Source organism: Acidovorax sp., assembly GCF_046339755.1.
Taxonomy (GTDB): Bacteria; Pseudomonadota; Gammaproteobacteria; order Burkholderiales; family Burkholderiaceae_C; genus Acidovorax.
This window is the reverse complement of the sequence record NZ_JBKDTZ010000241.1, coordinates 1-13,972: the sequence shown is the minus strand read 5'-3', so window position 1 is coordinate 13,972 and position 13,972 is coordinate 1. Positions and strand designations below refer to the sequence as shown.

The following is a 13,972-nucleotide window of genomic DNA, read 5'->3' as shown; positions in this document are numbered from 1 at the left end:
TACGGGCAATGCCTTCTTCCCGTACCCCTGCCGCCCCGCCCGCCGAGCCCGAGGGCCCGCCCCGGCGCGCCGTGCTGCGCCGCCCGGCCGCGCCTGCGGCGCCAGCCCCCCCCTCCACCGCCACGCAACGCGCCCTGGCCGCCCTGCAGGGCAAGGCCGAACCGCCTCTCCGCCCCGCGGCACGGCCCGCCAAGCCGCCAGCGCGCGGCAACGTCTGGCGTGCGGATGCCGCGCCGCCGGCCGCTCCCCGTAGCGCCGCGCAGGGTGCAGGCGGCCGGCCACCGGGCCCGGGTGCTGCACCTGCGCGCGCGCCGGTGCCGGTCAAGCGCCCGGCGGCCGATGGCAGCGCGCGCCTGAACAAGCGCATGGCCGAGCTCGGCCTGTGTTCGCGCCGCGAGGCCGACGACTGGATCGCCCACGGCTGGGTCAAGGTCAATGGGGAGGTGGCGCCCATGGGCCTGCAGGTGCTGCCTACCGACCGCATCGAGGTGGACAAGCGCGCCCAGGGTCAGCAGGAGCAGCAGGTCACCATCCTGCTGCACACGCCCGTGGGCTACGTGAGCGGGCAGGCCGAGGACGGCCACACGCCGGCTGTGGCGCTGATCAATCCGCGCACCCACTGGCGCGACGACCCGGGCCGCATGCGCTTTTCGCCGCCGCAACTGCGCGGCCTGGCACCGGCCGGCCGGCTGGATATCGACTCGGTGGGCCTGCTGGTCCTCACCCAGGACGGGCGCGTGGCGCGCCAGTTGATCGGCGAGGACTCCACGGTGGACAAGGAGTACCTGGTGCGCGTGCAGTACGGCGAGATCGCCACCGACGTACAGGCCGCGTTCCCGGCCGCGCAGCTGGCGCGCCTGTGCCATGGCCTGGAGCTCGACGGCCAGCCGCTCAAACGCGCCAAGGTGGAGTGGCAGAACCCTGAACAGCTGCGCTTCGTGCTCACCGAGGGCAAGAAGCGCCAGATCCGCCGCATGTGCGAGCTGGTGGGCCTCAAGGTGGTGGGGCTCAAGCGCATCCGCATCGGCCGGGTGACGCTGGGCAACCTGCCGGTGGGCCAGTGGCGCTACCTTTTGCCGCACGAACAGTTCTGAGAGGCTGAGAACCTTTCGCCCATGCCCGCCTTGCACGCCAAAACACCCCGGCTCGTCGTTGCAAATGCTCGCCATAGCCCGAGCCATGGCTGCGCTTTGCGCCTGGATCCGAGGCGTTTTGACGCGCCCCACGGCCACGGCCAAAAAATTCCCAGCCTCTGAGTCCTGCACGGCTCCCGCCATTTTCCACCGACCGGAGCCCGCCATGCCATCCAAACCGTCTCCCGTGCATGCCCTGCGCCAGCTGCGCCCCTCCGACCTGCGCGGCGCGGCCCGCCTGGCCGCCCAGGCCACGGCCAGCATCAGCCGCGTGGCCGAAGGGGTGCACCAATCCGTGCTGGGCACCATGGGCCTGCCGGGCGGCGCCACGCCGGGCCGCACGCGCGGCCTGACCGGCATGGTCTATGGGAGTGTGCGGGGCATCACGCGCCTGGTCGATGCGGGCCTGCAGGCCGCCTTGTTGCGGCTCGAGCCCTTCCTTGCCTCGCCGGAGGCGGCACAGGAAGTACCGCGCGAGCGCCTGGCCGTGCTGGCGGCACTCAATGGCGTGATGGGCGACCGCCTGGCCGAGGACGGCAACCCGCTGTCCACCGCCATGGGCTTTTACCAGCAGGGCCGCCCGCTGGACCCAGCGGCCCTGGGTGTGGTGGGAAGGGCTTCGGGCCACCTGCTGGTGCTGGTGCATGGCCTGTGCATGAACGACCTGCAATGGGCGCACGAGGGCCATGACCATGGCGCCCATCTGGCGCAGGCGCTGGGCTGCACGCCTGTGTACCTGCGCTACAACACCGGGCGGCACACATCCACCAACGGTGCCGAGCTGGCGCGGCAACTGCAGGCACTGGTGGCGGCCTGGCCGGTGCCGGTCACGCAGCTGAGCATCGTGGGCCACAGCATGGGCGGGCTGGTTGCGCGCAGTGCCTGCCAGCAGGCCGAGCAGGCGGGCTTGCCCTGGCGCGGCCTGCTGCGGCACCTGGTGTGCCTGGGCACGCCGCACCATGGCGCGCCGCTGGAGCGTGCCGGCCACTGGGTCGACCGGCTGCTGGGCAGCACTCCGTACTCGCGCCCCTTTGTCCGGCTGACGCGGCTGCGCAGCGCCGGCATCACCGACCTGCGCCATGGCCATGTGCTGGATGCCGACTGGCAGGGCCGCGACCGCTTCCGCAAGAGCCCGGACACGCGCACCCACGTGCCATTGCCGCAAGGGGTGTTGTGCTGTACCGTGGCAGCAACGCTGGCCGCGCAGCGCAGCCCGGTGGCCGAACGGCTGGTCGGCGATGGCCTGGTGCCGCTGCACAGTGCCCTGGGCTGGCATGATGACCCTGCGAGGCGGCTGGAATTCGCACGAGCCCAACAGTGTGTCGTGCACCGGGCCGGGCATTTGCAACTGCTGGCCGATGCGCGTGTGGCCCGACAATTGGTGCGCTGGCTGGAGCCGGCAGGCTGAGCCGGGGTGCCGGCTGTCGCCTTTATTTGCGCCGCTACGCCAACCGGGGCGCGGGCATTGCTACCATCGTGCCATTGGCGCCGCATGTAACAAGGAGAAACACAGTGAGTGACAAAAAGAAATACCGCCTCGTGACCCGCAGCGACTTTGACGGCCTGGTATGCGCCGTGCTGCTCAACGAGCTGGACCTGATCGACGAGATCACTTTCGTGCACCCCAAGGACATGCAGGACGGCAAGGTACCCATCACCGAACGGGACATCACCACCAACCTGCCCTACGTGCCCGGTGCCCACCTGGTGTTCGACCACCACGAGTCCGAAACCATCCGCAACTCGGGGCGGCGCGACAGCAACCACATCATCGAGGCGCATGCACCCTCGGCGGCGCGCGTGGTCTACAACCACTACGGCGGCAAGGCGGCCTTCCCGCGCATCACCGACGAGATGATGGCGGCGGTGGACCAGGCCGACTCGGCCCAGTACTCGCGCGAGGACATCCTCAACCCCGAGGGCTGGGTGCTGCTCAACTACCTCATGGACTCGCGCACCGGCCTGGGCCGTTTCCGAGAGTTCCGCATCAGCAACTATGCGCTGATGATGGACCTCATCAAGTACTGCCGCGACCACAGCATCGAAGAGATCCTGGCGCTGCCCGATGTGCAGGAGCGCGTGGCGCTCTACCGCGAGCACGCCCCCAAGGCCAAGGAGCAGCTGCTGCGCTGCGCCATCAAGATCGGCAACCTGGTGGTGCTGGACCTGCGCGACGAGGAGACCATCTGGGCGACCAACCGCTTCATGATCTATGCACTGTTCCCCACGGCCAACATCTCCATCCACATGATGTGGGGGTTGCAAAAGCAGAACACGGTGCTGGCCACCGGCAAGTCCATCCTGGACCGCAGCAGCCAGACCCACGTGGGCAACCTGATGCTGGAGTTCGGCGGTGGCGGCCATGCCGCCGCAGGCACTTGCCAGGTGGCCAACGACAAGGCCGACACCATCCTGCAGGCGCTGATCCAGCGCATCACGCTGGACCGCTGAGTTCCTGCTCAGTCTTCGCCGAACAGCACCCGGTACAAAGCGCCGCCGAGCAGCGCGCCGGCCAGGGGGGGCGGCCCAGAAGGCCCACAGCTCGGTGAGTGCGTACTCCGGCCTCAACAGGGCCGGGCCGGTGCTGCGCGCTGGATTGACCGAGGTATTGGTCACAGGGATCGAAACCAAGTGGATCAGCGTGAGGCACAGGCCGATGGCCAGCCCGCCCGCGCCTTCGGCCGCCCGGCGCGAGGTAGCGCCCAGGATCACGATGAGGAAAACCGCGGTGAGCACCACCTCGGTCAGCAGGCCGTAGCCATCGGGGGAATGTTCGCCATAGCCATTGGTGGCAAAGCCGCCGCCAGCACGGCACTGCCGCAGCCGCCGAAGGTGAGCCCCGCCGCAGCCCTGGCCGGATCTTATGGCGGCAAAATGGCGCGAACCAGCGCCAAAGTCGCGCCAATTGTCAATAATGCTCGGCAAGCTGCACGCGGTGCCGAGGGCGCCGCGAAGCATGCCGCAGCAACGCACTTGCCGTGGGCCCCTTGAAATCGGAAGACATGACCCGAATTGAGCACGCGCGAACGTGCTTTAAACGTTCCCCAGACTGTACGAAAGCCCAATCCAGAGACCATGAGCAACAAACAAACCCTGTCCTTCCAGGCCGAAGTGGCCCAGCTTCTGCACCTGGTGACCCATTCGCTGTACTCCAACCAGGAAATCTTCCTGCGCGAGCTGATCTCCAATGCCTCGGACGCCTGTGACAAGCTGCGCTTCGAGGCGCTGAACAACAATGCCCTGTACGAAGACGCCCCCAACCTCGAAGTGCGTGTGTCCTTCGACCAGGCCGCCAAGACGCTGACCATCACGGACAACGGCATCGGCATGACGGCGCAGGAAGCCATCGACCACCTGGGCACCATCGCCAAGAGCGGCACCAAGGACTTCATGGGCAAGCTCTCGGGCGACCAGAAGGCCGATGCCCAGCTCATCGGCCAGTTCGGTGTGGGCTTCTACTCCGGCTTCATCGTGGCCGACAGGATCACCGTGGAGTCGCGCCGTGCCGGTGTGCCGGCCGAAGAAGGCGTGCGCTGGACCAGCGGCGGCACGGGCGACTTCGAGGTCGAGGCCATCACCCGCGCAGCGCGCGGCACCAGCATCATCCTGCACCTGCGCGAAGAGGCCGAGGAGTACCTCAACGCCTGGAAGCTCAAGTCCGTCATTGCCAAGTACTCGGACCATATCAGTCTGCCCATCCTGATGGAAAAGGAAGAGTGGAAAGACGGAGAACTGATCAACCCGTCGGACGAAAACGGCGGCCGCCAGCCCGGTGGCATGGCCAAGACCGGCGAGTGGGAGACCATCAACAAGGCCAGCGCCCTGTGGACGCGTCCCAAGAAGGACATCAGCGAAGAGCAGTACCAGGAGTTCTACAAGGCCATCAGCCACGACCACGAGGCCCCGCTGACCTGGGCGCACAACCGCGTCGAAGGCAACACCGAGTACACGCAGCTGCTGTACATCCCTGCCAAGGCGCCGTTCGACCTGTGGAACCGCGACAAGAAGGCCGGCGTGAAGCTCTACGTCAAGCGCGTGTTCATCATGGACGACGCCGAGGCGCTGATGCCCACCTACCTGCGCTTCGTCAAGGGCGTGATCGACTCGGCCGACCTGCCGCTCAACGTGAGCCGCGAGCTGCTGCAGGAAAGCCGCGACGTGCGCTCCATCCGTGAAGGCTCGACCAAGCGCGTGCTGTCCATGCTCGAAGACCTGGCCAAGCACGACACGCACGCAGCCGCCGCTGGCGACGATGGCGTGACCGATGTGGTCGATGCCGACGACAAGGCCAAGGAAGGCAAGTACACCGCGTTCTATGCCGAGTTCGGCTCGGTGCTCAAGGAAGGCCTGGGCGAGGACTTCGGCAACCGCGAGCGCCTGGCCAAGCTGCTGCGCTTTGCCAGCACCACCAGCGACACGGCCACGGTCAGCTTTGCCGACTACAAGGCGCGCATGAAGGAAGGCCAGGAGGCCATCTACTACATCACCGCCGATACCCTGGCCGCCGCCAAGAACAGCCCGCAGCTCGAAGTCTTCAAGAAAAAGGGCATCGAGGTGCTGCTCATGACCGACCGCGTGGACGAGTGGGCGCTGAACTACCTGCACGACTTCGACGGCACGCCGCTGCAAAGCGTTGCCAAGGGCGCCGTGGACCTGGGCAAGCTGCAGGACGAGGCCGAGAAGAAGGCCGCCGAAGAGGCCGCAGAGGCCTTCAAGCCCCTGCTGGCCAAGCTCAAGGAAGCCCTCAAGGACAAGGCCGAGGATGTGCGCGTGACCACGCGCCTGGTCGATTCACCGGCCTGCCTGGTGGTTCAGGACGATGGCATGAGCACCCAACTGGCCCGCATGCTCAAGCAGGCCGGCCAGCCGGCGCCCGAGTCCAAGCCCGTGCTGGAGGTGAATGCCGAGCATGCCCTGGTCAAGAAGCTCGAAGGCAGTGTGCACTTCCATGACCTGGCGCACATCCTGTTCGACCAGGCACTGCTCGCCGAAGGGGGCCTGCCGGCCGACCCGGCGGCCTACGTCAAGCGCGTGAACGCTCTGCTGGCCTGATAGCGAGCCCGCCCTGGCTGGCCTCCGGCCAGGGCGTTCAGGTGTTCTTTCCCGGCGCGCACCGCGCGCAGGCAATCACTCGTCTTTTGCCTTGGCCATGATGCGCGCGTGAACCGCATCGCGTTGTGTCGGCTCCGCCTCGATCAGCAGCTTGAGCAGGCCGTCCGGCAGTTCCGTGTACTGGCGCCGGTCGTTCTTGACCGGCACATTGCGCCAGCCCGAGAGCACCATCCAGTTCCACAGGTCACGCGAGATGGGGTCGGTGACATTCATCTTGATGTCGCCGCGGATGATGGCCGTGCCCACGGCGGGAACGCTGCCCACGGGCGCAGGGCGGCGCTGCTGGCGGATGTTGAGCAGGTTCCTGAAAACGTCTTTCATGGTGAGAGCCGGGGTGCGGTAGCGGATATGCCGACAAGCATATACGAGTCAAATCCCCATCCCAAGCGCCCGATGGTTACAAAGCGGGACCGCGCCTTGTCTCCTGGGCCGCGTCCCTGCCCGGGTCAGGCATAGAGCGGTTCCTCTTGCATGGCCTCGCACTGCTCGATCAGCATGTCCACCTGGCCACGCCAGTAGTCGCTGCTGCCGAACCAGGGGAAATTCACCGGAAAGATCGGATCTTCCCAGCGGCGCGCCAGCCAGGCGCTGTAGTGGATGAGGCGCAGCGTGCGCAGCGGCTCGATCAGTGCCAGCTCGCGCCGGTCGAAGCTGCGGAACTGCTCGTAGCCGTCCAGCAGGGTGCTCAGTTGCAGGGTGCGCTGGCTGCGATCGCCCGACAGCAGCATCCACAGATCCTGCACCGCCGGGCCCATGCGCGCGTCGTCCAGGTCCACGAAGTGCGGGCCCCCCCCGGGCAGGTCGGTGGGGGTCCAGAGGATGTTGCCGGGGTGGCAGTCACCATGCAGTCGGATGGGGCGGGCATCTGCCAGTCCGCTGGCGGCAACCAGGGCGAGCGCCTTGTCGCACTGCTCCTGCCAGGCCGATTGCATGTCGAGTGGGATCATGTCGTGGCCCAGCAGCCAGTCGCGCGATGCCGTGCCAAAGCCCTGCAGGTCCAGCGCCGGCCGGTGCGCAAAGGGGCGGGCTGCGCCCACGGTGTGGATGCGCGCGAGAAAGCGGCCAATCCATTCGAGCACATCGAAGTCGTCGAGCTCGGGCCCGCGCCCGCCGCGCCAGGGACTCACGGAAAAGGCAAAGCCTTCGTGCGCGTGCAGGGTGCCGCCATGGAGCACCATTGGTCCCACGGCGGGCACCTCGGCCCCCATCAACTCGGCGGCAAAGGCATGCTCCTCAAGTATCTGCGCATCGGTCCAGCGGCGGGGGCGGTAGAACTTGGCCACCACGCGCTGGCCGTCTTCCAGCGAGACCTGGTAGACCCGGTTCTCATAGGACGACAGGGCCATGAGCCGGCCGTCGCCGTACAGACCCACGCTGGCCAGTGCGTCCAGCACCTGGTCGGGGGTGAGGCGCGCATAGGGGTGCTGGTCGGGGGCGTCGGCAGGCGTGTCGTTCGGGGGCAGTCGGTTCATGCCCCGATTGTCCCCTGTACAGCGATCAGAGGCCGGCCATGTGGCCTTGGCGCGGATCGCCACCGCCCGCCAGCACGGCGGCAAACAGCGCCTGCACGGCATCCGGTCCCTGGTGCTGTTGCACCTGCAGCCAGGGCGTGGGCGGCGCCTGCACCGCTATGGCAAAGGCCTGCCAGGCAGCCACCAACCGCTCGTTGAGCACCTGGGCGCCCCAGTCGTCGCGGCGCTTCTTGATTTGCGCGGGGGCGAAGAACATGGTCGGTCGCGGGCCGGGCAACTGGCCGGCACCACCCAGGTCGTTGACATGGCTGGCACCCACGGCGCAGCTATAGGCCAGGGCGGAAAAGCGCTGGTGGACGGCTTCGCGCACTGCCACGCTGCCCGCAAAATCGATGTAGACGCAGGGCGTGGCCGCGTCGATGGTCTCCAGCTGGTCATAGGCCACCACGCGGTCGTAGCAGCCCAGGCTTTCGCAGAAAGCCACGTTGCCGGGCGAGGTCAGCCCGATCACCTCCAGGCCGTCGCGCTGCGCGAGCTGGAAGGCCGTGCCGTAGGCCGTCTTGCTCGATGCGCTGGACAGCAGCAGGCGCCGGGCGCCGAAAAACTGCTGGTCGGCCACGAAATCGTCGATCAGCCACGAGGTGACGAACAGCGGGCGCAGCAGGGCCTGCACGTCTTCGGTGTCCGGCGTGTAGAACGGGTCGGTGTTGGTGCGCACGTACTGGTTGTACACGGCATGCAGCTTCGCGCGGTGGTCCGCGCCGTCGTAGAAACCGGCTTCGGTCAGCCGCGCGGGGGTGAGCACGGCGTGGGTGGACATGGGCCAGTAGCCATAGAGCCGCTCGCCCACGGCCACGCCGGGGTGCAGGGACTGCACCACCGTGCCAAAACCCACACGGGCACGATGCCCCAGCCCGTCTCGTCCGACGGGAAGAACTGCCAGTACTCCAGCATGCCGCCCATGGCCGCATAGGTGATGTTGTTGGCCGTGAGCGCAAAGCGCTCCACGCGCACGCGCACCTGGCCATCGGCCAGCGGAACATCCTGCGTGGTGCGCAGGGCGGTATGGGCCAGGGCGTCCTGGCGCACGAGGAGGGTGGTTGTGCTCATGGCCGCACGCTAAACGAATCCGCAGCGGCACTCAAGCACGCTGGAGCACCTGCGCGACACCTGCCCAGCAAAAAGCCCACCAGCGTGCGCCAGTGGGCTTTTTGAATGGCAATGGGCAGATCAGGCGTTGCGGGCCGCAGGCTTGTCCAGTGCCAGCACCAGGGCCAGCGCAATGATGGCAGGCAGGGCCTGGGTGTAGAAGATCTTGGGCACCGCCGTGGCGCCGCCGTACACACCGGCCACGATCACGCAGGCCAGAAAGAAGATCTTGAACAGCCGGTTGCTGGTGATGAGGCCAAAGAACAGCCCAGCCGACAGGAAGCCGTTGTACAGGCCCTGGTTGGCGGCCAGCGTCACGGTGGCATCGGCGAACTCCTGGGTCAGGTTGAAGGTCTTCAGGCCCAGGGGCTTGTTCCAGAAGAACATCTCCAGCACCAGGATGTAGGCGTGCTCGATGGCCACCAAGGCCACTGCGATGTGGGGTAGCAGCAGCCGGCCCATTGCTTACGCCAGCGTGATGGTCACGTCGATGTTGCCGCGCGTGGCGTTGGAGTAGGGGCAGACCTGGTGGGCTGCGTCCACCAGCTTCTGGGCCGTGGCGGTGTCCAGGCCGGGCAGGCTGATCTTCAGGCGGGCGGCGATGCCGTAGGCGTTCGGGATGGGGCCCAGGTCGACTTCTGCGTCGATGGACACGTCCTGTGGCACTGGGATGCCGATCTTGCCGCCGACGGCCTTCATGGCGCCGATGAAGCAGGCAGCGTAGCCCGAGGCGAACAACTGCTCGGGGTTGGTGCCGGTGCCGGACGTGCCGGGCGAGGACAGCTTGACATCCAGCCGGCCGTCGTCGGTCTTGGCGGCGCCATCGCGGCCACCGGTGACGTGGGCCTTGGCGGTGTAGAGGACTTTTTCGAGTTGCGTCATGGTGTCTTCCTTTGCAGTGGGTGAATGAATGTCCTGAATGCGGACGGGGTGGGAACGAAAAGAAATGGATTCAGCGCGGCGGCTGGATCCGGTCGCGAAAGGTTCTGAGCTGCCCGGTCAGAGCAGTCAGTTCGGGCACGGTGCACTGGCTGGCTTCGAGCACGCAGGGCGGAATGGCCTCGGCCTTGTCGCGCAACGCCCGGCCCGGGGCCGTGAGGCTGATGCGCACGCGGCGCTCGTCCTGCGCATCGCGGATGCGGGCGATCAGGCCCGAGGTTTCCAGGCGCTTGAGCAACGGTGTCAGGGTGCCGGAGTCAAGGAACAGGCGCTCGCCGAGTTCGGACACCGTCACGCCGTCCTGCTCCCACAGCACCAGCATCACCAGATACTGGGGGTAGGTCAGGCCCACGGTCTCCAGCAGCGGTTTGTACAGCTTGGTCATCGCCAGCGAGGCGGAGTACAGCGCGAAGCACACCTGGTTGTCCAGGCGCAGCAGGGCTGGGCTGGGGGTGTGGGTGGTGGGGTTGCTGCGTGCCATGGGGTGAATTGTGCGGCGTATTTAAATTGTGCGCAATTGAATTGTGTAATCTTTTGTTGCGGCTATGGGTTCTGTGGAGGGGCGCTGACGGCCCGGATCGAAAATGCTATTCACGCACGGCGCGCGTGCGTGTGCAAGTGCCCTTTGGCAACAGGGCGTGGCGTGGCGGCGGCTGGGCGGGGACTGTCAGCGGCCCGTGAAGCGGGCAGGGCGCTTCTCGACAAAGGCGCGCACGCCCTCAGCTGCGTCCTCGCTGTTGGCCAGTTGTTTCTGCACCGGAATGAATTCGGCCACGGCGGCGGCCTGGCCCTGCTCGATGGCCTTGAGCACGTTGAGCCGGGTAGCGACCACCGCCAGCGGGGCCTGGGCCTCGATGCGCTGGGCGATGGCCAGGGCCTCGCCGAGCACCTGGGCAGCGGGCACCACCTTCTGCACGAAGTTCAGGCGCAGCGCCTCGGCGCTGCCGAACTCGTCGGCCGTGAGCAGGTGCAGCAAGGCGTTGCCGGTGCCGGCGCGCTCGGCCATTCGCAGCGTGGCACCGCCCGTGGCCATGATGCCGCGCTGCACCTCCATCTGCGAGAAGCGGCAGTCGTCGGCCGCGACCACGATGTCGGCGCCCAGCATCAACTCGATGCCCACCGTGAAGCAGATGCCCTTGACCGCCACCACCATGGGCTTGGTGCGGCGCCGGTAGCCGGGCAGGCCATAGTCGTGGGGCTCCACCAGGCCCTCGGGAATGGCCTTCTCGCCGCGCTGCATGTAGGCGCTGACGGCCGGCAGGTCCAGCCCGGCGGTGAAGTGGTCGCCAAAGGCGTGCAGCACGCCAACGCGCAGGTCCGGGTCATCGTCGAGGCGGGTGTAGGCCTCGGCGAGCTGGCGGAACATGGGCGGCGTCCAGCCATTGCGCTTGGCCGGACGGTTGATGCCGATCAGCAGCACCTGGCCGAGCACCTGGGTGTCGATGCAGCCTTCGGCCGGGGGCGTGGTGGGGGTGATGTCGTTGGTCATGGGCGCTGAGGTCTCCTTGCCCACGATTGAAAACCCAATGGAATCCATGCGCCGTCCCGAGAGGGACAGCACACGGGGCTGGTCAGTAGGTGTAAACGCCCTGGCCGGTCTTGCGGCCCAGGCGGCCGGCGGCCACCATTTCCTTGAGCAGCGGGCAGGGGCGGTACTTGCTGTCGCCGAACTCGGTGAGGTACACGTCCATCACGGCCAGGCACACGTCCAGTCCGATCATGTCTGCCAGGGCCAGCGGGCCGATGGGCTGGTTGCACCCGAGCTTCATGCCCGCGTCAATGTCCTCGGGCGTGGCCAGGCCTTCGGCCAGCACGAAGAAGGCCTCATTGATCATGGGCACCAGGATGCGGTTGACCACGAAGCCGGGCGCGTTCTTCACGGTGATGGGGCTCTTGCCCAGGGCCTCGGCCAGGGCCTTCACGGCGTCGTGCGTGGCATCGCTGGTCTGCAGGCCGCGGATGATCTCCACCAGCGCCATCATGGGCACGGGGTTGAAGAAGTGCATGCCGATGAAGCGGTCCGCGCGCGAAGTGGCAGCGGCCAGCTTGGTGATGGAAATCGACGAGGTGTTGGAGGCGATCAGCACCTCGGGCGCCACCAGCGCATCCACCTGCTTGAGGATCTTGAGCTTGAGCTCGTAGTTCTCGGTGGCGGCCTCGATCACCAGTTGGGCCGCCTTGAGGTCGTCGTAGCTGGTGGAGGCTTTGATGCGCGCCAGGGCCGCATCCTTGTCGGCCGCCGTGATCTTGTCCTTCTTGATCAACCGGTCCAGGCTGCCGGCCACGGTGGCCAGGCCTTTTTGCACTGCCGCATCGGAGATGTCCACCATCACCACGTCGATGCCCGACACCGCGCAGGCCTGCGCAATGCCGTTGCCCATGGTGCCTGCGCCGATGATGCCAACGGTTTGAATCGTCATATAGAGAGCTCTCTTCAAAGTGAAACGGATGGTCGCCATGGTAAGCCGAATCGCACGCCCGTTCGGTTATGGTCCGTTGCAGCCCGCGCCGCCAAGCATCCGCGCGGGCCTGGAGACAAGAAACCATGTTGTTCGACTACATCGTGATCGGGGGCGGTTCGGCCGGTTCCGTCCTGGCCGGCCGGCTCACCGAAGACCCCGCCGTGCGCGTGTGCCTGCTCGAAGCAGGCCCTGCCGACAAGAGCGTTCTGATCCACTGCCCGGCAGGCCTGGCCGTGATGGCCAAGTTCGAGCTCAATGGCTGGGGCCAGAACACCGTGCCGCAGACGGCGCTCAACGGCCGCCAGGGCTACCAGCCGCGCGGCAAGGTGCTGGGCGGTTCGAGCTCGATCAATGCCATGGTCTATATCCGTGGTCAGCATGCCGACTACGACCATTGGGCCGCGCAGGGGAACCCCGGCTGGGGCTGGGCGGACGTCAAGCCCTACTTCCTCAAGGCGGAAAACAACGAGCGCGGTGCTGATGCCTGGCATGGCCAGGGCGGTCCCCTGAACGTGGCCGACCTGCGCTCGCCCAACCGCTTCAGCCAGTTCTTCACCGAGGCCGGCGTGCAGGCCGGCCACCCGCACAACAGCGACTTCAATGGCGCCACGCAAGAAGGCGTGGGCATGTACCAGGTGACCCACAGGAATGGCGAGCGCCACAGCGCGGCCAAGGGCTACCTCACGCCGCACCTGTCGCGCAGCAACCTGCAGGTGGTCACCGGCGCACACGCGACACGCATCCTGTTCGAGGGCAAGCGCGCCGTGGGCGTGGAGTACCGCCAGGGCGGCGCGCTGCACGAGGTGCGCGCCAGCCGCGAGGTGCTGCTCAGCGCGGGTGCCTTGCTCTCGCCGCAACTGCTCATGCTGTCGGGCGTGGGCCCGGGCGAGCACCTGCAACGCCATGGCATTGCGGTGCTGCACGAACTGCCGGGCGTGGGCCAGCACCTGCACGACCATCCTGATGTGGTGCAGGTGCTCAACGCCCCGGCGCTCAAGGACCTGTTCGGCATCTCGCCTTCTGGAATGCTGGCCCAGTTGCGCGGCGTGCTGGAGTGGCGCCGCAGCCGCACCGGCATGCTGACCACCAATTTCGCCGAGGCCGGGGGCTTCATCAAGAGCGACCCGGCCGAGGCCGCACCCGACCTGCAGCTGCACTTTGTGATCGGCAAGCTCGTGGACCACGGCCGCAAGACCGTGCTGGGCCATGGCTACTCAGCCCACGTGTGCCTGCTGCAGCCGCGCAGCCGGGGCTCGGTGTCGCTGGCCACCAGGGACCCCATGGCCCTGCCGCTGGTGGACCCGCGCTTCCTCGCCGATGCCGACGACATGCAGCGCATGGTGCGCGGCTTCCAGCGCCTGCGCGAGATCCTGTCCCAGCCCGCGCTCGCGCGCTTCGGTGCGCGCGAGCTGCCGGCGTCGGCCGGCGCGCAGACCCCGGCGCAGATCGAGCAGTTCATCCGCCAGCACGCGGACACCATCTACCACCCGGTGGGCACCTGCCGCATGGGCCCGGGCCCGCTCGACGTGGTGGATGCGCAATTGCGCGTGCACGGACTTGAGGGCCTGCGCGGGGTGGACGCGTCCATCAAGCCGCGCCTCGTGAGCGGCAAAACCAACGCGCCCACGGTGAGGATCGCCGAGAAGGCCGTGGCCATGTAGCGCGACGCAGCGGGAGGAATGTCACGCCGCGGCCTGCGGCCGGG

General features: G+C 67.4%; 12 protein-coding genes and 2 pseudogenes. 5 read left to right on the top strand and 9 right to left on the bottom strand.

Features of this window, described 5'->3' with window-relative positions:
- Positions 1–365 precede the first annotated feature (365 nt).
- The 3 genes from ACK59X_RS20720 to ACK59X_RS20710 all read left to right on the top strand — a co-directional run bounded on the left by ACK59X_RS20720 (position 366) and on the right by ACK59X_RS20710 (position 3,584).
- Positions 366–1,094, top strand: coding sequence for a pseudouridine synthase (locus tag ACK59X_RS20720; RefSeq protein ID WP_409960358.1), 729 nt, complete (start codon positions 366–368; stop codon positions 1,092–1,094).
- Positions 1,095–1,299: 205 nt separating this feature from the next.
- A complete protein-coding gene (locus tag ACK59X_RS20715) occupies positions 1,300–2,541 on the top strand; it encodes a lipase family alpha/beta hydrolase (RefSeq protein WP_409960273.1) in 1,242 nt (413 codons plus the stop codon).
- Between the two features lie 104 nt (positions 2,542–2,645).
- Positions 2,646–3,584 (top strand): exopolyphosphatase, encoded by a 939-nt coding sequence (locus ACK59X_RS20710; protein ID WP_409960272.1) that lies wholly within the window; start codon positions 2,646–2,648, stop codon positions 3,582–3,584.
- 8 nt (positions 3,585–3,592) lie between these two features.
- On the opposite strand, the pseudogene ACK59X_RS20705 reads toward ACK59X_RS20710, so the two are convergent.
- A pseudogene (locus tag ACK59X_RS20705) lies at positions 3,593–3,935 on the bottom strand (aquaporin); the annotation flags it as partial.
- A 273-nt stretch (positions 3,936–4,208) separates the two neighbouring features.
- Here ACK59X_RS20705 and htpG point away from each other — a divergent pair.
- Positions 4,209–6,185: a molecular chaperone HtpG gene (htpG, locus tag ACK59X_RS20700; RefSeq protein WP_409960271.1), complete on the top strand. Its 1,977-nt coding sequence runs from the start codon at positions 4,209–4,211 to the stop codon at positions 6,183–6,185.
- Between the two features lie 75 nt (positions 6,186–6,260).
- Here the strand turns inward: htpG and ACK59X_RS20695 are convergent, their stop codons facing one another.
- From ACK59X_RS20695 to ACK59X_RS20660, 8 genes and pseudogenes are all read right to left on the bottom strand, one after another.
- The gene (locus tag ACK59X_RS20695) at positions 6,261–6,566 is read right to left on the bottom strand and encodes a hypothetical protein (RefSeq protein ID WP_409960270.1); all 306 of its coding nucleotides are present in this window, start codon (positions 6,564–6,566) and stop codon (positions 6,261–6,263) included.
- 125 nt (positions 6,567–6,691) lie between these two features.
- Entirely contained in the window at positions 6,692–7,717 is a 1,026-nt protein-coding gene (locus ACK59X_RS20690; protein ID WP_409960269.1) for a serine/threonine protein kinase, read from the bottom strand.
- A 25-nt stretch (positions 7,718–7,742) separates the two neighbouring features.
- A pseudogene (locus tag ACK59X_RS20685) lies at positions 7,743–8,671 on the bottom strand (DUF2855 family protein).
- 276 nt (positions 8,672–8,947) lie between these two features.
- Positions 8,948–9,328: a DUF1304 domain-containing protein gene (locus ACK59X_RS20680; protein ID WP_409960268.1), complete on the bottom strand. Its 381-nt coding sequence runs from the start codon at positions 9,326–9,328 to the stop codon at positions 8,948–8,950.
- 3 nt (positions 9,329–9,331) lie between these two features.
- Entirely contained in the window at positions 9,332–9,748 is a 417-nt protein-coding gene (locus tag ACK59X_RS20675) for an organic hydroperoxide resistance protein (RefSeq protein WP_007861058.1), read from the bottom strand.
- A 70-nt stretch (positions 9,749–9,818) separates the two neighbouring features.
- On the bottom strand, positions 9,819–10,286 hold the full coding sequence (locus tag ACK59X_RS20670) for a MarR family winged helix-turn-helix transcriptional regulator (protein WP_409960267.1): 468 nt from the start codon (positions 10,284–10,286) through the stop codon (positions 9,819–9,821).
- 186 nt (positions 10,287–10,472) lie between these two features.
- Positions 10,473–11,294, bottom strand: a complete 822-nt coding sequence (locus tag ACK59X_RS20665; RefSeq protein ID WP_409960266.1) for a crotonase/enoyl-CoA hydratase family protein — start codon at positions 11,292–11,294, stop codon at positions 10,473–10,475.
- 82 nt (positions 11,295–11,376) lie between these two features.
- Positions 11,377–12,225, bottom strand: a complete 849-nt coding sequence (locus ACK59X_RS20660) for a 3-hydroxybutyryl-CoA dehydrogenase (protein ID WP_409960265.1) — start codon at positions 12,223–12,225, stop codon at positions 11,377–11,379.
- 128 nt (positions 12,226–12,353) lie between these two features.
- On the opposite strand from ACK59X_RS20660, the gene ACK59X_RS20655 reads away from it, so the two are divergent.
- Positions 12,354–13,928, top strand: a complete 1,575-nt coding sequence (locus ACK59X_RS20655; protein ID WP_409960357.1) for a GMC family oxidoreductase — start codon at positions 12,354–12,356, stop codon at positions 13,926–13,928.
- Positions 13,929–13,972 lie beyond the last annotated feature (44 nt).